Below are 23084 nucleotides of genomic sequence, written 5' to 3'. Positions count from 1 at the left end.
TGCCTGCAGGATTTCTGGGCGATACTTTCCGGCGAATGGCGGCGGCGTAAGCGGGCAGTTGAGCGAACGGAGCGTTCAACGTCCGTCATGATTGCAACCTACGATCTCCCACAGCCCGGGCGTAACTACTCAGCGTCATCGTGGAACTATGGTTGTGCCCATTAGCTCAACAATCCGAACAGTCACTGGAAGCCTGACGCAAGCAGTAGCCACCGTGATCTGCTAATCGCGGCATGTAGAGGCGGTGCACCTGATCATCGTCATCTGGCCGATGTCGTCATGTTGCAGGTTCCCGCCGGGCTTCACGGGCGGTGCCCGCGATCATCAAGCGCCAGGAAGACCGAGTGATGGCGCTGACCGCCGAGGAACGCGACAATCGCCTCGGCGGGCTCGCCTTTTTCTGCTGACCCTTGCCCGCCCTCCTTTTTTTAGTCGCGCGGCAAGGGCGTCGCGGTAGCCGAAATTCTGCACTTCCTCGATCCGCGTGCGATTGTCGCCTCGCTCACCGCCGCGAAAGAAATCCGCGGGCAAATCCTGCATCATGCGCGCCGGATCGGCTGAGTTGGTCGGGCGGACTCGTCCGGGGAGTCGCCGGCGGAACTCGTAAACCCGATTGAGCGCCTGCGTGTCGGACTTGTCTGGCCTGAAGCCAGAGTCGACGAAGGTCGATTTGGTCGTCGTTCCATCGAGCGGCGTCGAGATCGGTTCGACCAGCTGGTACATCGGTCTCTGCCGTATCGCCGCGCAGATAACCCCAGTCAATCAGCCATGACGTGGCGCGCGCACCCCAATGGCGGATGACGCAGGGAATCAATTGCTTCTGCACGTCGGTCGTGATGGAGAGACGGAGAACGCCATCGGGGATGTCATCGCGTCGATAGGTCGAATGCCTCGACTTCTCCTTGAGCTCGGCCCATTCAGGCACCTCGCCATACAGTTCTCCAGAGCCCGCATTGATCGGTTGCGCCATCGCGTCTTCACGAAGCGCGATGGCCTCCAAATAGACGTGGATGCGATCACCGAAGGAGACAAACGGCGAGGCGAGGCTCGACACCTAATAGCTCACCGACATTATCGCCCGAAACCCGGCGGTCGCGATCGACGATCTGGCTGAGCGCGACTTACTGGCCGCGCTCGTTCATTTCCGTCGTGTACTCGTCCTCGATGACGTCGCCACAGCGAACGCAGTCAAGATGGCAAGCCGTCCGCACACCACAGGATCCAGCGACACCGCTCAGATAGCCAGCGGGCAACACGATGACGACGCACTTGCCTCTCCCAGTACGGCCGCTCCTACACGCAGCGATCGGCCGACCTCTCATACCTGCACTTGCGACAAGCGCTCTTCTTCAGAGGTCCCGGCGCCCTTTTATGTGACGAATTTGCATTCCAGATGACTAGCTTGAGAGAGGAGCAACGGGCGTAAAGGGTTGTCTAGCTCCCCGCGTGACCGAACCTCGTTCTAGCGCACGATCAGTATGTCGTGGCGACCGCGCCGCCCCAGCGGTAATTCACGCGAACCAGACCGATATCGACGTCCTGACCGATACGGGCAGTCCCTGCAAAAGCGCCTGGCGGACCACCCACTAGTCCGGGTGAAAAAAAGAAGTCCACGTCCCGATGGCCCATGAACAGGTGATCGTACTCAACACCGATGGACCAGTCCGGAGCGAAGCCAAATTCAAGGCCCGCCCCTACCGTGCCTCCCCAACGAGTTTCGTTGCCGTTGTCGATGGTCAGCCCAGACGCAAAATCGAAGACCCGGTATTTGTCACGGACGACCGCAGCCCCACCTTTCACATAGAGCAGCACGTTATTCCAGGCATAACCGACTTGGCCCGTGAACAGGCCGAATGCATCAAGCTTGGAAGCATCCTGAACGCCTGCGAAAGCAAGATTGGCGTTGGAGCCCTTGAAATCGGACCAGTTGCCCTGCGCCTCCAAGCCGAACACCGAGTTCGCTATTTGCCAGCGATAGCCGATTTGACCGCCGACCGTGCTTCCCGTCGCATTATGGCACCCCACGCTAACGGGCGGACCGACGATCACGCCGCCGGCGTTGACGACGTCCCAGCATTGATGCGCGGAGCCGCCGCCGCCATTGAGGCCGATATAGAACCCGCTCCAATCATACATTGGAATGACCGTCGGCGGCGCTTTGACGTAGGGCCGCGCGGCTAAATCAGCGGCAGAGGCAGGAGCGGCCAGCGCGATGAAGGCTATCGTGCCCAGCAGGACGTTCTTCATTCTTTAAACCCGGCTTCGTATCGACTTTCCTGACGGTGTATTGGACAAGGATTACCACCTGATCATCGTCCCATCCATTCCCAAGGTTGGTAGTTGACTGAGGGCCTAAGCAGGCTTTGGGCAACATATAGCGCGGTGTATCGTTCGTGGCTGGGACTTGATTTGGTTGTGAGTTCCACGTTCGCTCTTGATGCGATTCACGATGGGGAGTGGTAGGTCACCGACTGGAAGGCTCAGCTTTTTTAACGACTCATGCGTTTCATCTCGTTGTCATCCGGGAAGTGCAGGATATGTATGTCCTTGCTCTGGTCACCCAAAAAGGCGGAAGCGGCAAGAGCACGCTGGCGGTCGGGATTGCAGTCGCAGCGATGGAGAACGGGGAGCGCGTCGCAATTGTCGAGGCGGATCCACAAGGCACGATTTCAAAATGGAAAGAGCGGCGCGGCCACCCCTATCCGCAGGTCGTTCGGATCTCCGATCCCGCCGAAATTGAAGTCGCTCTCGATAGCCTCGAAGCTGAGGGAATCTGGCTTACGGTCATCGATACCGCCGCCACGAACAACGCACTGGCCGTGCTCGCCATCGCGAGGGCCGATCTTTGCCTGATCCCGGTGCGTCCGAGCGTGGCCGATATCGAAGCTGCGATACCGACGCTGATTGCTATTCGTAGGCTCAACCGCCGATTCGCTTTCGTCCTCAATCAGGCGCCGCCGCGGGGCTGCCGCTTGAGTGAAGCTGCAACATCGCTCAATTCACTCGGGGTGCTTGCGCTTCCCTATGTCGGACAGCGCAATGACCACCAGGACGCGCTCGGGTCAGGATTAGGCGTGACCGAGTTTGCACAAGAGGGAAGAGCCTCGGAGGAAGTTAGTGAGCTGTGGCGCTGGGTCTTGAAGAAGCTTGTCGAGGGGTCGTTAGATCATGAGCCACACACAAAAAAGGCGCCGTGCTAGTCTTGCGCGCTGCGCGCGACGCTCGCTAGTGGAGCTTACCGCGGCGGCGAGCCGAGCCGTTGACGATGGCCTGTTTGTGTTGTCCAGCGGGATTGCTGCGCCCAATCCGCGATCGGAGCACACAGGAGAGAAAACGTGTGATCAAACAACGCTTGCGAGGCAAGCGACGGCTCCGAGTCCCGTTGCGGTGCTTGGGTCTCAGAAAGCGGCGGCGCTGCGTAAGAAGGAACTCCTAGACTCCAACACTACCGCCGGGATGATGGTGAAGATCACCAACGACTATCAAAACAGCGCTCTTGAAAACATCACAGCAAGCCTGAATGCTGCGTTCGACCATGCAAGGGACCTCGTAGAGACACGGGTGGGGGGCGAAGCGGCGTCGAAAGACACCGGCTCCGGTCTTGAAAACAATTTTTTGACCGTTCTCAAAGGAACCGCAACGGAGCTCCGCTCGGATACGGCCGAGTTGATCGTGCAGAAGGAACCTGCCGACAGCGCGGGGCAGCCGCGACCGCAATACATGCGGCGGCTTACTGACGAGGCGCTCAGATTGCTGGACGATCTTCAGAGCGGCAAGGTAGAGAATCAGGCGAACTTTATCCTGAGCGAATGCTTCAGAGAAGCCGCCAGCGCGTTCTCTATGATCAATCAGCAGCTCAAGCGCGACGGTTATGCCGCGAGCATTGATCCATCAATCTTCATCTGGCTTGCCAATATCACGGAACCGGAGACGCGCGACACCGGGACCATGCGGCTTGAGATCGTACGCAACCTCCGAGGGCATCCGAGCACGTACGCCCGCCAGGTCGCTCATTTCATCTGGCACCTTGTCGAGGCTCAAGGCTGCCCGCTACAGGCCGCATATCGAGCGGCGCTCACGAAGTTCACCATAAGCGCGAGTTTCGCTGAGACAGCCTATGCCTTTTGGCAGCCGGTCTTCAAACGGGCGGGACCGCACGTGAAGATGCTGACCCGCATTTCAGATCCAGAACTGTAAAGCTAGCAGCGCGAGTTTTTGGCGTCCGATTTGATTGGGGCCGGGGCCCTGCGAGGATTACCCGAAACTTTCGTCCGAGCTTTGGACGAAGAAGACGCTGACATTAGGGCCGCTCCTGCATTGTTTGATCACACGTTTTCTCTCCTGTGTGCTCCGATCGCGGATTGGGCGCAGCAATCCCGCTGGACAACACAAACAGGCCATCGTCAACGGCTCGGCTCGCCGCCGCGGTAAGCTCCACTAGCGAGCGTCGCGCGCAGCGCGCAAGACTAGCACGGCGCCTTTTTTGTGTGTGGCTCATGATCTAACGACCCCTCGACAAGCTTCTTCAAGACCCAGCGCCACAGCTCACTAACTTCCTCCGAGGCTCTTCCCTCTTGTGCAAACTCGGTCACGCCTAATCCTGACCCGAGCGCGTCCTGGTGGTCATTGCGCTGTCCGACATAGGGAAGCGCAAGCACCCCGAGTGAATTGAGCGATGTTGCAGCTTCACTCAAGCGGCAGCCCGCGGCGGCGCCTGATTGAGGACGAAAGCGAATCGGCGGTTGAGCCTACGAATAGCAATCAGCGTCGGTATCGCAGCTTCGATATCGGCCACGCTCGGACGCACCGGGATCAGGCAAAGATCGGCCCTCGCGATGGCGAGCACGGCCAGTGCGTTGTTCGTGGCGGCGGTATCGATGACCGTAAGCCAGATTCCCTCAGCTTCGAGGCTATCGAGAGCGACTTCAATTTCGGCGGGATCGGAGATCCGAACGACCTGCGGATAGGGGTGGCCGCGCCGCTCTTTCCATTTTGAAATCGTGCCTTGTGGATCCGCCTCGACAATTGCGACGCGCTCCCCGTTCTAAGCCAAATTCAACGCCGCCCCTACCGTGCCGCCCCAACGAGTTTCGCTGCCGTTGTCGATCGCCCAGACGCAAGATCCAAAACCCGGTTTCAGTCACGCACGACCGCAGCTCCACCTTTCACGTAGAGCAGCACGTTATTCCAGGCATAGCCGACTTGGCCCGTGAATAGGCCGAATGCGTCATGCTTGGATTCATTTTGGACGCCTGCGAAAGCGAGATTGGCGTTAGAGCCCTTGAAATCAGACCAGTTGCCCTGAGCCTCCAAGCCAAACACCGAGTTCGCAATTTGCCAGCGATAGCCGATTTGACCGCCGACCGTGCCTCCGGTCGCTTTATGGCACCCCATGCCAACGGGCGCAGCGACGACCACGCCGCCGGCGTTGACCACGTCCCAGCATTGATGAGCGGAGCCGCCGCCGCCATTGATGCCGATGTAGAAGCCGCTCCAATCATAGATTGGAATGACCGGCGGGGGGGCTTTGACGTAGGGTTGCGCGGCAAGATCAGCGGCAGAGGCAGGAGCGGCCAGTGCGATGAAAGCTATCGTGCCCAGCAAGACTTTCTTCATTCTCTAAATCCAGCTTCCGTTTCCGCTGACGGTGCGTTAGACTAAGATTGCCATGAGGCCATCTTCTCCATCAATTCCCAAGGTTGATAGTTGACTAGCCTGAGCAGCCGTCGGACGGACGAAAGGGCATGTCGTGTCGTCATTGGATGCTTCTGCCCACTAGTTTCGATCGCCATTTGTCCTTCAAAGCCCGCTGAGAGTCGGATGGCGTATAGTTGTAGTCGGCCCGCCTAATCACAAGGTGAAACCGGTCACGGCGCTTCCTATTGCGGGTTCTCGCCCGCCTCGTCGCGCCCACCCGCGCGTAACCGAAACCGGCTCGCTATCGCCGAGCAAGAGGGCATCCGCTCGATGAATCGTGCTTGTGCATAATCAATTGCAACTCGTGCTGCCCGATCTCACAACCTCTTTGCAGCGTCCGCCTCCTCAACCTAATCACAAATATATAGACTGCGCTGCGCGACGGAGCTCGCCGTTGAATTAGCAAGCTTGGTGTGAAATAGGCCAAGGCACTCTGGCGGCGATCGCATTGCGGAACGTCCTGCCACTTGGAAGATCTTCCAGAATGCCCACGCATGCCATTGATTGGCCGTTAAAGCGGGATGGGGTTAGGTTGAATCGATTGGGATTCCCAAATCGGTGTGTTTCTGATTCACCATGCTGGCCGGATTGGAGGCCAGCATGGATGGGCAAGCCTTATTCTCTGGATCTCCGTAAGCGTGTCGTGTCCGCGATCGAGGGCGGGATGCCGCGCAATCGGGCCGCCAAGCAGTTTGGGGTGGCGATCAGCACCGCCGTCGGCTGGATGCAGCGGGTCGAGGAGACCGGCAGTGTGCCGGCGGCGACTGCCATCCACGCCGGTGAACCTTCAACACGCTGGCCGGCAAAGCCGGCGTGTCCAAAGAGATTCGGGATCGTCTACAAAATCATGCGCTCCAGGACGTCAGCTCAAAGAACTATGATCGCTGGCACTACATTCCCCAGAAGCGGGCCGGTATTGCGAGGTGGGACACGTTCGTGCGCTCCATGCTTACCAAGAAGCGCTTGAAGGCGGCGGCACGACCAAGCGCCCAGGCAAAAAGGCGCGGGAGATGCGACCGAGATCGACGCGCAGAGCTACTCGGCATTCGTTGGCGATCTCAAGACGAGGATCGCCGAGGCGAGGCATCGTGTCGGCCTATCAGTGAACCGCGAACCGATCCCGCTATACTGGACGATCCGCCGCGACATTCCGATCCGGCTGGAGAAGAATGTTAGGGAGCCAAAGTCATCGATCACCTCGCCGAAGACCTTGGCCGCGCCTTCCCGAGATGACAGGCCTGTCCGCTCGAAATCTCCAGTACATGCGGGCGTTGCAGAGGCCTGGCCGCACGGCGAATTTGTGCACAGGTTGTTGCACTACTGGCATAACGCTCGACTTCGCGACGCCATCAAGAGGCCCGACGAACGCGCCTGGTACGCCCGCCAGGCCATCGAACATGGATGGAGTCGAAACGTACTACTCCATCAGATCGATAGTGACCTGTTCGCCCGTCAAGGCAGCGCGCTGACAAACTTCTCGCGACCCCTGCCGCCGGAGCAGTCGGAGCTTGCCCATTGGGCTCACATTTCTCGACGCGGGCAGCCTGCCCGAGACGCTGCTGACGCAGTTCGGCGCTGAGTGCGTCGTTGATCTGATGGGTAACCCGCTGTCCGAGCGCGTACGGACCAATACGACAGGTTCAGCTCGCGACGCTCGCCGACGACCTCAATGCAAAGGCCAGAGTTGTGATGGGCTGCAGGGCTTACCATCCGCAACAAGCCATGGATGAATTCTGGAAACTCGTCGTCGAGCTTTACGGGCAAACGCCGGAATGGACGCTCGGCGAAGGAGAACTGGGCTGGACGACATTGACCTGCCCAGCGGAACCGAGACCTCTGTTCTGTCGTGACGCGGGCGCCTACACAAGAGCCGCGCGATTGTTTGACGCGGGTCAAGGTGGCTGGTCCCCACAAGGACGTGTCGATCATCGAACAGAGTATGTTTGTGACCGAACAGACGTAACGCGCCTTGCGGTCGTAGAGACAGCGCCTTATGACCGCTTCAGGAGCAGCGCGGGTTTAAGTTGCGCGGCCTTCCGTTTGCGCTCAAGGGTGTGGCGGCTTTGAACGGCTCCGAGAGGCATCGCTTACGAGCCCATTAAGCCTGGCGTTCTCGACCGGGAGCGCCCGCACGGTAAGACGCCGTAAGACAGCAGCATCCGATCCCCCCTGCGGCCAGAGCCAGTACCTTTTCGGCGAGGCATGCCTTCAACGGTGACATCCGCTTTGCATCCGGCCCATCCGGACAGCACCGCGATGCGGCGAGAGGGGCCAAAGGGGAGCAGAATCCGTGCCGCATGGCGGCTCCCAAGTCAGAGCATCACAGCCTAACCTGCAATCTGCACAGGGAGAACGAAATAACCGTGCACAAAATTGGATGCAATTCGCTCCGGTTCGCCGACAACTTTGACTTCTAACCGTGCATTCAAGAGTTCTTCCCAGAGGACTTTCAACTGCAGCTCCGCAAGGCGTCGACCAACGCAGCGGTGGATGCCGAATCCGAACGAGAGGTGCTGCCGTACGTTCCTGCGATCGATGACGAAGCTGTTGGCGTTCCCGATGACCTCTTCGTCGCGGTTACCGGAGATGTACCACATGACGACCTTATCGCCCTTCCTGATTTGTTTCCCACCCACGATGATATCGGCAGCGGCGTTGCGGCGCATATGTGCGATGGGCGTCTGATATCGAATAATCTCGGAGACCGCGCTCGACACGAGATTGGGATTATCGCGTAGTTTTCGCAGCTCGGAAGGATATTGGTTCATGAACAGGACGCCGCCGGTAATCGAATTGCGTGTGGTGTCATTTCCTCCCACGATCAGCAGAATCAGATTCCCGAGAAATTCACTCGGCTCCATATGGCGAGTTGCGGGCGAATGCGCCATCATCGAAATCAGATCGACGCGTGGCTCGGCATTGATGCGCTCGTTCCAAAGTCGCGTGAAATACTTCAAGCATTCGGACAAGATCGTGCTTCTCTTGTCCCAACTGTCGATCGCATGGCCAACAGCTGCGTCCGACCAATAGGTCAAAAGCCGCCGATCCTCGAATGGAAAGTCGAATAGCGTGGCGAGCATCTGCGTCGTCAATTCAATAGAAACCATGTCCACCCAATTGAAGTCATCGTTACGCGGCAAGCCGTCCAGAATCGTCCTTATCCGACGGCGGATCAAGTCTTCGAGCTTCATCAGGTTTTCCTGAGCGACTGCCGGACTTACGGTATTGCGCTGCTCGCCATGTTTAGGAGGACCCATCTTGATGAAACTCGGAGTCCAGTACTTGTCAGGCACGTCGACAATAGTGACACCCTGCTCCGACGGGAATATTTTGTGATTTGTATCTACAGCTACGATGTCTCGGTATTTCGTTAGGGACCAATATGGACCATAAGCGCTGTTTTGGCAGTAGTGAACGGGATCTTCCATCCGCAACCGCTCGAAACAGTCCCATATGCTATCATCTTGAAAGCGCTTGGCTTCGCTTACATCCAGATTGGCAAGCGGAAAATGACTCGCATCGCTAGGTCTACAGTCCGCCAATCGCGTTTTCATGATCGTCTCCGCAGTTTATTCTCTCTCAAGGCCTTACGGATGCACAGGCCACGACTCATGGTTCGAGCTGACGTGGTATTTTGGTTGCGAGCGGATCTTGGTTGCGAGCGGATCGTCGCTTTACCAGCGTATCCCAAATTGCAGGCAGTCCCCCCTACCATATCCGATAGTAAGGATCGCATCGACTTTCTAGGTGCCGTGTAGGATGGGCGCGTATCTTGGCGAGACATTTCGGATTTCTTTCATAGGACCGCCAATCGACGAAGCCTGGGTGAGGCTCGGGAATGAGGACCTACCATTGCGAGCGCAGCAAGAATCGAATCGGCTTCTTGCGCGCGCTGATCTGAGGCCGGCAAACTGGACCATTTTTGGCTAGAGTTTTGCGCACCGAGTCCCGGCTGGGAGGAGCGAACAACGATGAAGGCCTCAAAATTTTCGGACGCCCAGAAGGCGTTCATCCTGAAGCAGGGCCATGACGGGGGTGCAGTGGCGGAGATCTGCCGCAAGGCCGGGATCAGCCAGGCGACCTATTTCAACTGGAAGAAGAAGTATGACGGCCTGCTGCCGACCGAGATGCGGCGGTTGAAGCAGCTCGAGGATGAGAACGCCAAGCTGAAGAAGCTGGTCGCGGATCTGTCGCTCGACAAGGAGATGCTGCAGGACGTGATCCGCCGAAATGTATGGTCTGCCCCGCCTGTGCAAGGCTCTTAAGCGATCCGACTTCGACAGTCTGCGTAAATGTATCCGGCCTCTCGCGAGTGGGCTGCGGTTGCAGCCAGGCCATGATGAGATCAGCACGCCGCGTTCCCAGATAGCTAATCGGGCACTGGCCCGTTTTCGGCGAAGGGCTTACGCGGCGCCGATCAACTGTCTCGTCATCACCACCTCGAACCTCGCAGTCTGCTGCCGGACTTATGCGAGCGCGGGAAGGCGACGCTCGTAAGTCGAGCCGGGTCGCGTGAGGATGACCCAGGCCACCCGCGCTATTTTTGCGGCCAGCGCCACGGTGACCTTGTTGACATGCATGCGCTTTTCGAGGCCAGTCAACCACGATCCCAGACGATCGGAAGTCCGGTTTAGATGCATTACGCATGACCTTGCGCCGTGGATCAGCAGCCGCCTGAGGTAATGATTGCCTCTTTTGCTGATCCCAAGGAGAGTCGTCTTACCACCCGTTGAGTGTTCGCGAGGGACGAGCCCAAGCCATGCGGCGAGGTCTTTAGCCCTTCGGAACTGACTTGCATTGCCCGCGCTAGCGACGAATGCCGTTGCCACCAGTGGGCCTATCCCGGGAACAGTCATGAGTCGCCGCGTCCGTTCGTCACTCGCCGCCAAGGCCTCGATTTCGCGCGTGATTTCGGCAATGCGATCCTCGATATGTCCGAAATCCTCGAACAGCCGGCAAAGCGTACGCCTCATCATCGGCGTCAGATCATTGCCCTCGTTGGCCAACACGCGGGGGAAGTCGGCTTTGAATTTCCCGATACCCTGGTGGATTGCTATTCCGTATTCGAGGCAAAACGCCCGCATTTGGCAAACCAGCTGAGTTCGCAACGAAACCTTTTGGTCTCGGATGCGGTGCAGCGCCTGAATATCAACCTGGGCTTCTGACTTAACCTCGACGAAGCGCATCGACGGTCTTGTCGCGGCTTCGGCAATCGCCTCCGCGTCGATGATGTCGTTTTTGTTGGACTTCACGTATGGCTTTACGAACTGTGCAGGAATCACTCGCACTGAGTGCCCGAGCTGTCGCAGTTTGCGTGCCAGCCATTGGGAGCCTGGGCAAGCCTCCATCGCGACGACGGTACGCCGGGCGGATTCGAAGAACTGCAAAAGTGTATCGCGGCGGAACTTTGCTTTCTGAATGACGTGGCCGCCTGTGTCGATCCCGATGACATGAAAGACGTTTTTTCCGATATCGATGCCAAAGACGGCGGCGGATTGAGCCTTGTTGCGCAACATCGTTGTGATCCTTTCTCGGTCGAAAACCACCGCGCGGTGTGCGCGGGTTCGGCGGGGCAGACCATCCCATTAGCTATGAAGCCTGGCCGCAAGCGCAAGCTGGTCGACGAGGTTCGCGGTGAGTGGCAGGTCTCGATCCGCAAGGCTTGCGAAGCCCTCGAGTTCGACCGGTCGACCTACCATTACAAGTCGCGTCGCTCCGGCCAGGCTGCCCTCGAACATCGGATCAAGGAAATCTGCCATGCACGCGTTCGCTACGGCTACCGCCGTGTCCACGTTCTGCTCCACCGCGAGGGATGGCGCCACGGCCAGAACAAGACGCGGCGCATCTATCGCGAATTGGGCCTGCAATTGCGCAACAAATCGCCCAAGCGCCGGGTCAAGGCCAAGCTGCGCGAGGATCGCAGGCCAGCGACGCGGTCGAACGAGACCTGGGCGATGGATTTTGTCCACGATCAGTTGGCGACGGGGCATAAGCTGCGCGTGCTCACGATCGTCGATATCTTCTCCCGCTTCTCGCCGGCGCTGCAGCCCCGGTTCACCTTCCGCGGCACCGACGTCGTGGCGGTCCTGGAAAGGGTTTGCAATGAAGTGGGATTCCCGGCGACGATCCGCGTCGATCAGGGCAGCGAGTTCGTGTCGCGCGATCTTGACCTCTGGGCCTACCAGCGCGGCGTCACGCTCGACTTCTCGCGGCCTGGCAAGCCGACCGACAACGCCTTCATCGAGGCCTTCAACGGGCGCTTCCGGGCCGAATGCCTCAACGCCCACTGGTTCCTCAGCCTTGCGGACGCCCAGGAAAAGGTGGAGACTTGGCGCAGATACTACAATGAAGAACGCCCGCATGGGGCAATCGGCAACAGACCGCCGATTTTGCTGCATAACCACGATGGCGCCACCAACCCGCCACCGTGAAAGAAGCGCAAAACTCTAGTTCTGGGTGGTCCAAAGTTCGGTCTCGCTACAGTATTGGGATGAACGAACGGCAGCAGCTCGACTTAAGAAACCGGACCCGGTGGTCCTCAGTATAGGGTCCATTTCAGAACGTCGGAATAGGCTGTCTCATTCTCCGAATGCCTTCGGAAGTCTACGCCAAGGGAGCCGTACGCACGATCTAAGGCACAACTACCAACCTTGGCAATTGATGGCAAAGGCCAACGAATGCAATGGTAGTCGTAGAGAAAGCGGCTCGAACGGGCCAGATGAAATGAAAGACGTCCTGCTCGGCACGGCAGCTCTTATCGCACTCACCACTTCAGCCTCGGCCGCTGCTCTGGCGGCGCGCTCCCACATCAAAGATTTCGCAAGGATCACTAAGATCCACGACCGGAATCGGCAACACGGCAAGTGATCTTCGCATGTACTCTCTCAGACGGCCTCTGGAATTGACAACATCATCAACGGTCTGGTCGAACAAGGCGCTGTCAGACATTCGTAGAGGTCCTGCGGGAGGTATGGAACATTGGGGCCATCCTCTGGCTCGCGGCTTAAGCTTGCACTCCCACTATTGAACGGTTGTCTGGCCCGCGGGCGGTTCCGCCAACAACGCCGAGGAGAGTTTCATGTCTGATCTTGTTGCGATCGTGTACCAGACCGAGGCGAAGGCCGAGAAGGTGCGTCAGCGGCTTCTCGAACTCCAGAAGGAGTATCTAATCAGCCTTGGCGACGCGGTGATCGCGGTAAAAACAGATTCGGGTAACATCAAGCTTAATCAGTTGGTGAACACAACCGCCATGGGTGCGGCGACCGGCAGCTTCTGGGGCCTACTCATCGGGATGATTTTTCTGAATCCCATCGTCGGTGTTGCGCTAGGGGCGGCGTCAGGAGCGCTAGGAGGTGCCTTGACGGATTTTGGCATCGACGATGCCTTCATGAAGGAACTAGCTACAACGCTCGAACCCGGAAACGCCGCTCTCTTCGTTCTGATCAAGAACATGACCGCGGACAAGGTTCTCAAGGAGATCAAGGACGCCGGCGGCATCGTGCTGAAGACGTCCCTGGATGAGACGAAGGAACAGATTTTGCGTGATGCCCTCGCCAAGGCGGCGCACCCCCTCACCGGGGAGCAACCGCAAGGCGCTGCATCATCCTGAACGACCCTATCGAATTTCGCGGGATGACCTAACCGCATCGGCGAAACCGCCCGCAGGCGATTTTATGCCGCTGTTGAAGAGGTGCAAAAAATGAGCCTTCTTAATCGCGTGCTATTCTTAGCCTCGCACAGGGTGCCGTGGCCGCCGTCGCGGTCGGCGCAATCGGTGTTCATCTTATCGACAGCGCAGAGGCGATGCCAATTTCCAAACAATCATCCGGCGCCGAAAAGTCGACCAACCAAATGACGTTGGCCCTATGGGGCCCGCCGCCTCGCCGATTGGGGACGGCCCCCGCCGCGTCGCCATCGCCGCTGGGTTTGCCGGTGGCATCGCGGCCGTCGAATCTGCGGCTGGCGATAGGGCCCGGAGACGCACGATTGAAAGATACCGAATAAGGCTGATCACCAGGACGATTCAGTCGCCCGTTCATTAATCGTGGGCGCGGTGTCGACCCCGATCGACAAAAAATGATCCACTGTCGGGTTCATGGTTCTTTCCACGGTCGTCTCTATGCGGGAGCGCTGTATGATGGCGTTCAAGAGGTGCGGCATCTCGATGTGAAGAGTGCGGAACTCGGTGTCATCGGTCCAGATGGCATGGAGATGACAGCCATTTTGCGCGACGGCAACTTCGCCTTTCTTTGCGCCGATGCGTTTCGCCAGTTTGCTGCCCGAGCGCTTGAGCGCAGAACCTCGCTTGACAACGGTCGGCAGGACATTCGCGGCCGCGAGTAAGCTCGAGCCTGGTGGTTTTCACGCTTGGAGATAGGCCGGTGCGATCGATCTCGCCGGATTGATAATGTCTCGGTGTCAGGCCGAGGTAGGCGCCAACATCAGTCGGATGTCTAAAGCGAGTGGGATCATCGATGGTAACGGCGAGGACAGGGCAGTCAGGGGACCGATACCGGGAACGGTCAACATTCGCCGGACAGTTTGGTCGCCGTTTGCCACGGCCAGGAGTTCTCGATCAAAATTCTCAATTGCTCGGTCAAACAGGACTGGGTAAGCAGTAGCGGCGTGAAGATATCTCGCCGATCCGGCGCGTCAGCAAGCAGGGCGTTGACCTTGCGAGCCTTGTTGGTCGCACGGCCCTGCCGAGTATTATTCCCAGCCACTTGCTAAGACCGCGAATCTGGTTGTCGAAATCGACTTCATGCGCGGTTTGGATGCGCGAATCCGCAATGCCCGCGTCGGATATTCACCGAGAGGCTACCGGCAACGGTGCAGCCGAAAGCAAGACGCACAACCCGCCTCGGCGAGAGCCAACTGGCGAACTGCCGATCAGCAATCATCGCTTCGAAGGTTTGCTGCCGCCAATCGTAGGTCGCCTCACATTCACGATCCGGAAGCGGGCTTTGCGTCTCTTCGATCTCGAGGATTACGTGACGCAGGTCGTGATGACGGCCAATCAGCTCGCGGCCATCCGTAATGCCATCGCCTCGCGCCTAAACATCGTGGTGTCGGTCGAACAGGCTCGGGGAAGACGACACTCGCCAATGCCGTCATCGCGGCGAACGTCGCGCACGCGCCTGAGCGCCGTCTCGCCCGGTGACCGGGATCATCGCACTTGCGGTTTGGCGATTGCCGGCGGCATGCTGAGCTTCGGGGGCGAGCTCAACGATTTGCGCGACGCCTCATGTACGTCGTGCTCGTCGCCGGCATCTTTCTCGGCCGCCACGCGGATCGTGGCCTTGTTCGGTTCGAGCGGCGCCTCGATCGGCGAGGTCGGGCGCACGCCGCCGATGACGAACAGGGCAAGGGACCTCGGTTGTGGCTGAGGTCGGCGCTAATCTCAGACGCAACCGCATTCATCGCACGCTGTCGCGACCGAACCTTCTGCTCGGGCGCCGATCGCGAGCTGGTCCTACTGAAAGGGCTTGCCGCGACCATCCTGATCTTCGTCGTGATCACCTAGTACGCGGCAATACTTGGCTATGCGATCTGGATCGTTGTCGTGGCGGCGCTGCGGATGATGGCGAAAGCGGACCTGATGATGCGGCGAGTCTATGCCCGCCACATCTACCATTCCGCGTACTGCGGTCGACCTCGACACCTTGGCACCGCCAAGAAAGGTCCGCTTCAATGGTCGCGCTGCGCTCTTTCCTTCATTCCGGCCTGACTTTCGCCGATCACGTGCCTTACGTCGACCTCGTCGCGAACGGAATCGTCCTGTTGAAGGACGGCTTGCTGATGGCGGGCTCATATTTTTGCCGGACCAGACTCTAAGACTGCATCTCCGTTGAAGTGGCGGCAGGAAACCAGACAACCTTCAGCTCTTCGCGTCAGAGCCCTTTAACGCATGCCAGACCGCCTGGTTGGCCTGATCGAACGCCTTGCGGGATTCCGCTAAGGCGGCGCTCAGCACAGCCCAGGACTCGCCGCCCGCCTGCTTCAGCGTCGCCAGACGCGCGTTCGCCGTGGACGCATCGGCCCTCATCTGCTCGAGTGCGGCCTTGAACTCGCCGGCGTGAGATGCCGCCATCTTGCCTGCCGCCTCACGGAACTTGTCAGCGGCCTCGCGCCAAGCCCTTGCCTGCGCCCCGGCTACGTCCTTGAACGTGGCTTGCTGTTGATCGATCTGCTTGCCGGCGTTTTCGAAGTAGGCCTTCATCTGCGTCTCGAAGCTGTTCCATTGTCTTTCAAGATCCATCTTGGTGTGCGCCCAAGTGGCTTCGCCAGCTTGCGCTTGCGCCTTGAGCTCCGCCTGGAATTCGTCGCGGCATTTCCTCAGATCAGCGACAATCTGGTTGGCCTTGATTTCGGCCCCGGCCTTAGCCTTGCCGGCTTTGATCTCGAACGAACCTAGTGCGGCGTCCATCTCGTCGATCCGCTCCTTGGCCCAGTTAAGATAGAAATGCATGCTGCTCTGCTCTAGCATGATCGTCTCCGTTGTTTACCCGATGCTGAATGATCTCTGAGCTTGACGTTGCTCGTGTTGACCTGTGTCAATTGCTTGGTCTTAAGCAACTGCGGGCAGTGGGCCTGCGCCTTGGCAGGTTTGATAGCGCTCTACCTCGGGCGTGGTTGGGGTCCCTGCTCTCTTCGTCTGTATTGAGGTGACACTCCGACTTGGCTGAAAGTTGTCGCCGGTGGAAGCTGCCAGGAGCCAACATACGAAAAATTATTCGTGTAGCACAGCCAAGCTCGGGTTCCGGCGTTGCCAACCATTCCTGGTAGGTGACTCGACCGGCAGGAATGTCGTACGCTCAGTGGTCACCAAACGAGCTCCATGCTCCATGTCGACTACATTGCACTCGTTGTTGGATGTTTCGAAATGTCGAACATGAGACGCAGCGACTTGAGGGAAATCGCGATGTTCAGGAAGGGTATTCTGTTTTGCACCGCTGCCTGTGTGCGACAACGCGGCACCCCAGTGAATCCCTCACGACTGCGCTTTTCGATCGCACGACCTAGCCGAGAACATAGCTGAGACCTGTACCGCGGGTGAGTCTGCAGCGATCATAACCTTGAGGGGCGCGACGATTATGGACAGTCTTTGCGTGCTTGACGGAGGTTCTTCGCATCGGCGCGAGACGTTCGCCACCGAAACAGAACCGGTTTTCAAGGTCCGAGAGTTCAGCGCAGCCGCTCATCAGGCTATTGAGTGGCTCGCTGATATGCTTTCACGTGACGAGGTGGAAGGGGTCCGACTGCAAAGGCCAGTCGACCTGATGGCTAGGGCCCGCAGTCTCATGACGACGGCTGATTTGGGGGGCTTCGACTCGCGCCGCTTCGCCGCCATCCTCGAACTTTACCTGGAAACAGGAATCAAGGTGAACTCCCGCGGATATATGGGCCGGCAGTTCAGCTCGGTGATGCCCATCACCGCAGTTTTTGAGATGGTGTCCGCCATGGCCCCTCAGCCGGCCTCCTACTACGAGGCGGGACAGCTCGCCAACATTGCGGACCGGCTGATCGAAGAGGTGTTCGGCCGTTTCATCGGGTGGCCGCAAGGCAGCTTCGAGATGGTGACGACGTCCGGGGCCTCGCTCGCTAACATGACTGCCGCATTGGTAGCCCGTAATCGTCGTATTTCGGGAAGCTGGAACGGCGGACTTGCGGTTGGCCGCGCAAGCCGGCCAGCCATTGCCATAGGTGAGGATGCGCATTTCTCGGTCTCCCGCATTGCCGGTATCATTGGGATCGGCCAGGATCAGGTAATACGGCTGCCGCTGAACGAACGACGGCAGATCTGCCCAGAACGCGCGCGAGCGATCATGGACGGGGCGGTGGTGCAGGGCCTGAACATTTTTTGCATGATTGCCTCGGCCGGGACGACCGCGATTGGCGCTAACGATCCGTTGCCGGAGCTTGCTGCCTTGGCCAAGCGGCACGGCGCTTGGCTCCATGTGGATGCGGCGCACAATGGCGCATTTCTGGTTTCCGACCAACTGCGGCCACGCCTTGCAGGACTGGAGCTCGCGGATTCTTTCTGCCTGGATGCCCATAAGACTCTTTTTGTCCCGGCCCTTTGCACGTTGCTGTTCTATCGCGAGAAGGGCTTGGCGGAAACCGCCTTCCCCCAGAAGGACAGTTATGTATTCGACCCGTTCGAAGATGAGATGGCTGCCGTACAGAGCGGCGTGAAGAACTTCGAATGCACAAAGCGCCCGACAATCCTCAACCTGTGGCTAGCTTGGTCGCTATATGGTCGCCGGGCCTTCGCTGATAAGTTGGAGCAGTTAGTGAAGATAACCAGGTCTGCGTACGATTACTTCATCGATCAGCCGGACTTCATCGTACCCTACCAGCCTGAATCCAATATCCTCTGCTTCGTCCATCGGCCTCCGGGTCTGAGCGGTAATCGCCTCTCCAGCCTCCAACTTGAGTTGCGCAACCGCATACGGGCGGGCGGACGGTATCTCCTATCCAAGGTCGATCTCAATGGACAGACGATGCTCCGCATCGTTCTAATGAATCATAGGATCGGCCTGTCCGACATTGCCGGCATGGGCGCGGAAATCCGACGCCACGCGCGCGATATTCTTGAAAAGACTCCATAAATGGCGGCCAAGACCTGCCCTTTGGGCTCCAGCCTGTGGAATGACTTATGGGCCACTTCGCCTCCCCGCTAGACAAATTCGCTTACAAGGTGCTGCCGGACGCGACGTTAAATCCGTGCACTGTGGATCACGTGCTAGAGCTGCCCTCATTCCTGACCACACTTCTGTCCGCGCAAGCGCATGTCGGCTGTCGGATCGATGAAATGAGCTTGGAAACGCAAGCCGTCATCGTCCAGCGCAGGGTGTCGCAGCTCGTCTCTATTGCCCGTATCAACCCTCTGTGGCGCCGACGCATCGATGATGCTGTAGGCGTCGGTCCGGTGGACAGCTTCGACCGGTTTCAAGCGCTGCCACTGACCGAAAAAGAAGACTTCCGTCACATGTTCACGGGGAGTCGGCCGGGCATGGTCGTGCCCATCGAGCGCTGTGGCTTTGAGGTCGTGGCGAGCGGTGGCACGAGCTCTGGCCAACCATCGGAAACTGTCTATCCGCTCGGCGAGCTGCAGGAGACATACGGCTGGGCGGGGGATTTCATGGGCCGACACATTATGGTGCGCCATCTTGCCGGCGGTGGTGCGAAATGGGTGGCCACCACGCTCGCCGACTATCAGATGTGGAGCAGCGGCACCATGGTGGGCGGCGTGCTTCAGAGGATTCCCGGGGTCAACTATGTCGGAGCTGGGCCGATGAGCCGTGAAGTCTTCCAGCTGATGATGTCCTATCCCGGGCCGAAGGCGATCATGGGCATTACCCAAAGCATCGCGCTTCTCGCGAGCTTCGCTGACGGCCTATCCCGCGAGGCGCGCCACAGCTTCCGCGTGGCCCTCTATGGCAGTGGCGTGCTGCCCCCCAAGGCGCGGGCGGATCTAAGGCAGGCCTATCCGAACCTGATCGCGCTGAGCTACTTCGCCGCCACCCAAGCGGAAACCATCGGCCTGCAGCTCGACCCGGAAAGCCCCGTCCTCACGGCGGTACCCGGCCTGCACCTGGTGGAGGTGGTCAGGCCGAACGGGCAATGGGCGGCGATGGGGGAGGAAGGCGAACTGGTGGTCACCCGGCTGTTCGGTAATGCGGCCCCGGTACTGCGCTACAAAATAGGCGACCGGGTCATCCGCCGCCCGGATCTGCGGTCGCCCAGTCTGAATGCCATGCAGTTTGAGTATGTCGGCCGCAGCGGCGATTTCATGCATATCGGCGACACGCAATATTCGGCGTCTCAGGCCCTAGCGGCCATCATTGCCGAATTCCGCCGGCGACAAGTTCTGGAGATCGACAGTGTCGCCACTGACATGCAGTTTCAGATCGACCGCGCGAAGCGCCAGTTCCAGTTGTTGCTCGGTACGCCGGAAGCCGTATCCCTCTCGGCGCACGTCGCCGCACGCCTTACACCGGAAGGCTCCTCGCCGTTGATCATCGCCGGGCTGGTCCGCTCCCTGTCCGTCTTTAACGCACTGGAAGCGAATGAGGCGAGCCTGCGGAGCTCCGGCTACAGCTTTGCCATCCGGTTTGTAGATCCAAGGGGGACTGACTTGGCCCGCACGGCAGTCGGAAAGGTGCCCCTCGTCGTCGACCGCGTTTGATAACCGTAACCAGGACCGCCGCCGGAGCAGGCAAATGATGACACCACTTAATGTTCGAGTTTTCGTCGATGTCGTCGCCCTGCTACTTGGCAATGCGGCCGACGGCAACGTCTTCTTGTTTGACGATAGCCTTTGCGGCGGACAGGATTCTGGCACCGTTAAGTTGACCAGCCCCGTCTGGCCGGGGCAACTGGTCCGCTGGAGCCTGACGCCGCTCGACGTCCAGACTATGGCTTGGTTGACGGGCGTATCGTTCGACGGGAACGCGCCGCCGGCCGCGGGCCCTCCGGCTCCGTGGGCGCTGCGCTGGCACGGACACGTCCCTTGGTGGCTGGCTCCAGGCTCGCGCCACGGCTATCGGCTGACGCTCGTCACGGGCGGCCTGACTGGGCGCACCATCACAATCGACGGGCCGTCCCTTCTATTCATGCCTCCGCCGGCAGGGCGGCCGATTCCGCCTTGGCCTTCACCGCCAACCTGGGCGGTCGCACAATCCGCTCCAGCGGGAGAATGATAAGATGCAGATTTCCATTGTCACCGTTATCGATATCGACACGGCCTTGAAGGAGGGCACTCTCGACGGGAATGCCTATCTGATCGACAATACGGGCCCATTCGCTCCGCCGGCCGGTGCCCGCGTCACGAATGTACCCGGCGTCTATAATGCCGACGGTTCGCAGGCGACGGAGGCGGTCCTAAACTGGATCACAGTCGGGGTCGCTGATTTGCCACTGACGCTGCCCCGCAGCTATCGCCACCGCTACAACACGGCGAACACCGAACACCGGCTGGTGGACGCCCTCCGCAGGGCGACCCGCACGCAGGATGGGATAGCCAAGCTGCTGTCTGATCCGGAAGGCATTCGCATGCCAAAACCCCTGCTGGTTCGCCGCAACGGCGCGGTCAAGCCGCATGACGCTCCCCTACTCGACGGGGCTGGCGAGGTGCTCGAGCCTGACGACCCCGCCGCCGCAGGCAGCGTGCCCCCGATTGTCACCCGTATTGGCGGACCGGCGGTGGAGCACGGCGTTGTGTATCCGGCCCTCTACGGTTCGCCCGATCTGCTGACGGATGGCTGGTACTGGAGCGCAACCGTCGATACGGCCAAGGTCGGCCGGCACGAATACCAGATGGACGTGGCGCTCTATAAGCCGGTTCAGGAGGACGGCGGGCTGGTGTGGGAGCCGCAGTTCTTCACCCTGGGATGCAGCATAGAGGTTGGCACCGGCCCGGGCGTCAACGGCTTCACCGGCTGCTTCATAACCGGCCTCCTACCGATCCTGCCCTTCCGCCCCACGAGCGCTGCGGGAGAGGCGATATGAGAACAATCAATATTCGAATGGTTGTGGATGTCATCGGCGCACTGGAGGCGGATACGCTGGCTGGCTCTCTGTACATGATCGATGACAACCGTCTCGGTGGGTCGCGCAATCAGGCGACTGCTGGGCTCGCAACAGCGGTAGCACCGGGAGACTGGATCATCTGGACGTTGCTTCCGATTGAATGCGAGACCCATGTTGCGGTGCGGGCGATCGAACTGCCCCCGGACATCTGCGAGCTTGAGCGTAAGACCTATCGCGACTCAGATATCTCCTACTGGCGCGGTGAGGTGAAGCAGTCGGTCGGCGATCTACCGTATGGCCTGACCTTAGAACTCGGCAGCCGGGCGCGGACGCTCAGCAAAGGTGCCGAAGCGCGCCTCATCGAGGCCACCCTCCAAATTTCACGCGCCGCAATCCGAGTTTGAAGTTTATGATGCAACCCTTCATTGCGCCTCCTAGCGCCCCCTCTCTCCCCGCCACCCAGCTGAACATCACCTCCGTCGTAGACGTTGCGGGCACACTACGGACCGGCAGTGTCACCGGGAACACCGGGCTGATGGACAATGGCGGCGAGAGTAGCGGCAAAGGCACGAACACCTTGCGCACCGTCTGTCGGCAGGGTCAGGTCCTGAACTGGCTGGTCTATTGTATCGACATGGAAAAGCGTTCAGACGGGAGCTGGCCTCTCTCCGCGCGCATCGTGAACATCGTTTTCTTACAACCCGATGGCACGCCGCAGTACCGCAAGATATGCAATGATCTCAAAATCTATGGCGGCCCGGACAAGGTCCGTAGCCCGTGGACGCCGTCCTACTATTATTGGGCGGGGGCAGTCGGGGCCGATCTGGAGCCGGGTCTCTATCCCTATCGCGTCGTACTCGAATGCGACACGATCGATCGAAGCCGCAAATGCTATTTCAACTTGGATGGACCGATCCTTGAGGTAGTTCGGCTGGATGGCCACGCCCAACTCCATGCAAAAGAAAGCCCGCATGAATAAGAAGAGGCGGAGCCATCGCACGGACAGGCCGGTGCTCCCGGTTTCCTCCGATAGCACTACCTCAGAACTCAGACAGGGCACTCGAATTCGGCTGATACTGCAAACGCCAACATCATCGCAGCAACGCGCTCAGTTCGACCGTGAGTAACCCATTGGCAGCTCCCCCGACGAATTCCGATCGACGGCCTGTCCAACAAGTGTAAAGTGAGATGCCATGAGCCAACGCGCCGTCATCGTCGTTGACATCCAAAACGAATACTTCCCATTTGGGAAGCTGCCCCTGGTTGGCATCGAGTACGCTGCGGCCAATGCGGCTAGAGTGATTCAGGATGCCCGTGCCAGGGGCGATACTGTTATCCACATTAAGCACGAAATCGAGGACCCTCACGCTCCCATCTTCAAGCCGAGCACAAAAGGCGTGGAGATCAATCCAATTGTCCAGCCAATGGAGCGTGAACCTGTCATCCTCAAACATCATCCGAACGCCTTCCGCGAGACCGATTTGAAGCAGCTGCTTGACGCCAGAGAAGTTAAGGAAATTGTGGTCGTAGGTGCGATGAGCCACATGTGCATCGATTCGACCAGCCGGGCCGCCGTCGATCACGGCTACAAAACCACCATCATTCACGACGCCTGCGCCACATGCGATCTCAATTTCGGCGGCATGACAGTGCCTGCCGCGCAGGTGCATGCGGCCTTCATGGCGGCACTTGGCTTTGCCTATGGCAAGGTTACGACGACCAGCGACTACCTTGCAGCCTGATGCCATTTGGCGGTCGCGGTTGGCGGCGATTATGCAGTTAGTCGCCCGTGAAGAATTCGGAAGCGATTGATCCGTCGCTGTGATTTGACGTGAGCAAGTATTCGATTTTGC

At 59.1% G+C, this 23084-nt stretch carries 21 protein-coding genes and 8 pseudogenes; 19 read left to right on the top strand and 10 right to left on the bottom strand.

The features are described 5' to 3' along the window. Positions 1-302: 302 nt before the first annotated feature. From ACKWRH_RS05555 to ACKWRH_RS05540, 4 genes and pseudogenes are all read right to left on the bottom strand, one after another. On the bottom strand, positions 303-377 hold the full coding sequence (locus ACKWRH_RS05555) for a hypothetical protein (protein ID WP_445222322.1): 75 nt from the start codon (positions 375-377) through the stop codon (positions 303-305). A gap of 125 nt (positions 378-502) precedes the next feature. Continuing rightward, complete coding sequence (locus tag ACKWRH_RS05550; protein ID WP_445219643.1) at positions 503-1054, bottom strand: terminase gpA endonuclease subunit; 552 nt, start codon at positions 1052-1054, stop codon at positions 503-505. A 137-nt stretch (positions 1055-1191) separates the two neighbouring features. Further along, positions 1192-1322 (bottom strand): annotated as a pseudogene (locus ACKWRH_RS05545) (IS630 family transposase); the annotation flags it as partial. 151 nt (positions 1323-1473) lie between these two features. Further along, the gene (locus tag ACKWRH_RS05540; RefSeq protein ID WP_445219642.1) at positions 1474-2247 is read right to left on the bottom strand and encodes an outer membrane protein; all 774 of its coding nucleotides are present in this window, start codon (positions 2245-2247) and stop codon (positions 1474-1476) included. 290 nt (positions 2248-2537) lie between these two features. On the opposite strand from ACKWRH_RS05540, the gene ACKWRH_RS05535 reads away from it, so the two are divergent. Together ACKWRH_RS05535 and ACKWRH_RS05530 are read left to right on the top strand one after the other, a co-directional pair. Then, positions 2538-3200, top strand: a complete 663-nt coding sequence (locus ACKWRH_RS05535; protein ID WP_445219641.1) for a nucleotide-binding protein — start codon at positions 2538-2540, stop codon at positions 3198-3200. Beyond that, positions 3169-4197, top strand: coding sequence for a hypothetical protein (locus ACKWRH_RS05530; protein WP_445219640.1), 1029 nt, complete (start codon positions 3169-3171; stop codon positions 4195-4197). The genes ACKWRH_RS05535 and ACKWRH_RS05530 overlap by 32 nt, the downstream gene beginning before the upstream one ends. A 493-nt stretch (positions 4198-4690) precedes the next feature. Here ACKWRH_RS05530 and ACKWRH_RS05525 read toward each other — a convergent pair whose 3' ends face one another. Both ACKWRH_RS05525 and ACKWRH_RS05520 read right to left on the bottom strand, forming a co-directional pair. Next, entirely contained in the window at positions 4691-4999 is a 309-nt protein-coding gene (locus ACKWRH_RS05525; protein ID WP_445222321.1) for a hypothetical protein, read from the bottom strand. Positions 5000-5136: 137 nt separating this feature from the next. Then, a complete protein-coding gene (locus tag ACKWRH_RS05520; protein ID WP_445219639.1) occupies positions 5137-5616 on the bottom strand; it encodes an outer membrane protein in 480 nt (159 codons plus the stop codon). Positions 5617-6181: 565 nt separating this feature from the next. Here ACKWRH_RS05520 and ACKWRH_RS05515 point away from each other — a divergent pair. From ACKWRH_RS05515 to ACKWRH_RS05505, 3 genes and pseudogenes are all read left to right on the top strand, one after another. After that, a pseudogene (locus tag ACKWRH_RS05515) lies at positions 6182-6379 on the top strand (hypothetical protein); the annotation flags it as partial. A 101-nt stretch (positions 6380-6480) separates the two neighbouring features. Beyond that, positions 6481-6675, top strand: a pseudogene (locus tag ACKWRH_RS05510) (site-specific integrase); the annotation flags it as partial. 124 nt (positions 6676-6799) lie between these two features. Then, the gene (locus ACKWRH_RS05505; protein ID WP_445219638.1) at positions 6800-7276 is read left to right on the top strand and encodes a DUF1016 N-terminal domain-containing protein; all 477 of its coding nucleotides are present in this window, start codon (positions 6800-6802) and stop codon (positions 7274-7276) included. A 748-nt stretch (positions 7277-8024) separates the two neighbouring features. Here the strand turns inward: ACKWRH_RS05505 and ACKWRH_RS05500 are convergent. Beyond that, positions 8025-9251 carry a cytochrome P450 gene (locus ACKWRH_RS05500; protein ID WP_445219637.1) on the bottom strand — a complete coding sequence of 409 codons (1227 nt, stop codon included), beginning with the start codon at positions 9249-9251 and terminating at the stop codon, positions 8025-8027. 417 nt (positions 9252-9668) lie between these two features. Here ACKWRH_RS05500 and ACKWRH_RS05495 point away from each other — a divergent pair. Further along, positions 9669-9926, top strand: a pseudogene (locus ACKWRH_RS05495) (transposase); the annotation flags it as partial. A 237-nt stretch (positions 9927-10163) separates the two neighbouring features. Here the strand turns inward: ACKWRH_RS05495 and ACKWRH_RS05490 are convergent. Beyond that, positions 10164-11213, bottom strand: a complete 1050-nt coding sequence (locus ACKWRH_RS05490; protein ID WP_445219636.1) for an IS110 family transposase — start codon at positions 11211-11213, stop codon at positions 10164-10166. A gap of 72 nt (positions 11214-11285) precedes the next feature. Here ACKWRH_RS05490 and ACKWRH_RS05485 point away from each other — a divergent pair. From ACKWRH_RS05485 to ACKWRH_RS05470, 4 genes and pseudogenes are all read left to right on the top strand, one after another. Further along, positions 11286-12128 (top strand): annotated as a pseudogene (locus tag ACKWRH_RS05485) (IS3 family transposase); the annotation flags it as partial. Between the two features lie 229 nt (positions 12129-12357). Further along, positions 12358-12564 (top strand): hypothetical protein, encoded by a 207-nt coding sequence (locus ACKWRH_RS05480; RefSeq protein WP_445219635.1) that lies wholly within the window; start codon positions 12358-12360, stop codon positions 12562-12564. A gap of 211 nt (positions 12565-12775) precedes the next feature. Then, positions 12776-13306, top strand: coding sequence for a DUF1269 domain-containing protein (locus tag ACKWRH_RS05475; protein WP_445219634.1), 531 nt, complete (start codon positions 12776-12778; stop codon positions 13304-13306). A gap of 467 nt (positions 13307-13773) precedes the next feature. After that, entirely contained in the window at positions 13774-14040 is a 267-nt protein-coding gene (locus tag ACKWRH_RS05470) for a hypothetical protein (RefSeq protein WP_445219633.1), read from the top strand. Positions 14041-14125: 85 nt separating this feature from the next. Here ACKWRH_RS05470 and ACKWRH_RS05465 read toward each other — a convergent pair. Continuing rightward, positions 14126-14173 (bottom strand): annotated as a pseudogene (locus ACKWRH_RS05465) (hypothetical protein); the annotation flags it as partial. A gap of 397 nt (positions 14174-14570) precedes the next feature. Between ACKWRH_RS05465 and ACKWRH_RS05460 the strand changes: the two are divergent. Together ACKWRH_RS05460 and ACKWRH_RS05455 are read left to right on the top strand one after the other, a co-directional pair. Then, a pseudogene (locus ACKWRH_RS05460) lies at positions 14571-14848 on the top strand (ATPase, T2SS/T4P/T4SS family); the annotation flags it as partial. 227 nt (positions 14849-15075) lie between these two features. Then, positions 15076-15369, top strand: a pseudogene (locus ACKWRH_RS05455) (conjugal transfer protein TrbD); the annotation flags it as partial. A gap of 205 nt (positions 15370-15574) precedes the next feature. On the opposite strand, the gene ACKWRH_RS05450 reads toward ACKWRH_RS05455, so the two are convergent. Continuing rightward, positions 15575-16183: a hypothetical protein gene (locus ACKWRH_RS05450; protein ID WP_445219632.1), complete on the bottom strand. Its 609-nt coding sequence runs from the start codon at positions 16181-16183 to the stop codon at positions 15575-15577. Positions 16184-16805: 622 nt separating this feature from the next. On the opposite strand from ACKWRH_RS05450, the gene ACKWRH_RS05445 reads away from it, so the two are divergent. The 7 genes from ACKWRH_RS05445 (at position 16806) to ACKWRH_RS05415 (ending at position 22973) form a co-directional block, all read left to right on the top strand. After that, positions 16806-18308, top strand: coding sequence for a pyridoxal phosphate-dependent decarboxylase family protein (locus ACKWRH_RS05445; protein WP_445219631.1), 1503 nt, complete (start codon positions 16806-16808; stop codon positions 18306-18308). A gap of 47 nt (positions 18309-18355) precedes the next feature. Beyond that, the gene (locus ACKWRH_RS05440; protein WP_445219630.1) at positions 18356-19888 is read left to right on the top strand and encodes a hypothetical protein; all 1533 of its coding nucleotides are present in this window, start codon (positions 18356-18358) and stop codon (positions 19886-19888) included. Between the two features lie 34 nt (positions 19889-19922). Then, complete coding sequence (locus ACKWRH_RS05435; protein ID WP_445219629.1) at positions 19923-20402, top strand: hypothetical protein; 480 nt, start codon at positions 19923-19925, stop codon at positions 20400-20402. A 4-nt stretch (positions 20403-20406) separates the two neighbouring features. Then, positions 20407-21210 (top strand): hypothetical protein, encoded by an 804-nt coding sequence (locus ACKWRH_RS05430; RefSeq protein WP_445219628.1) that lies wholly within the window; start codon positions 20407-20409, stop codon positions 21208-21210. Continuing rightward, the gene (locus ACKWRH_RS05425) at positions 21207-21635 is read left to right on the top strand and encodes a hypothetical protein (RefSeq protein ID WP_445219627.1); all 429 of its coding nucleotides are present in this window, start codon (positions 21207-21209) and stop codon (positions 21633-21635) included. Before ACKWRH_RS05430 ends, ACKWRH_RS05425 begins: the two co-directional genes overlap by 4 nt. A gap of 5 nt (positions 21636-21640) precedes the next feature. Then, positions 21641-22210, top strand: coding sequence for a hypothetical protein (locus tag ACKWRH_RS05420; RefSeq protein ID WP_445219626.1), 570 nt, complete (start codon positions 21641-21643; stop codon positions 22208-22210). 214 nt (positions 22211-22424) lie between these two features. After that, positions 22425-22973, top strand: a complete 549-nt coding sequence (locus tag ACKWRH_RS05415; RefSeq protein ID WP_445219625.1) for a cysteine hydrolase family protein — start codon at positions 22425-22427, stop codon at positions 22971-22973. The last annotated feature ends 111 nt before the right edge of the window (positions 22974-23084 follow it).

It is taken from the genome of Bradyrhizobium sp. Pa8 (assembly GCF_052588265.1).
This window is presented reverse-complemented; position numbering and strand designations above follow the sequence as displayed.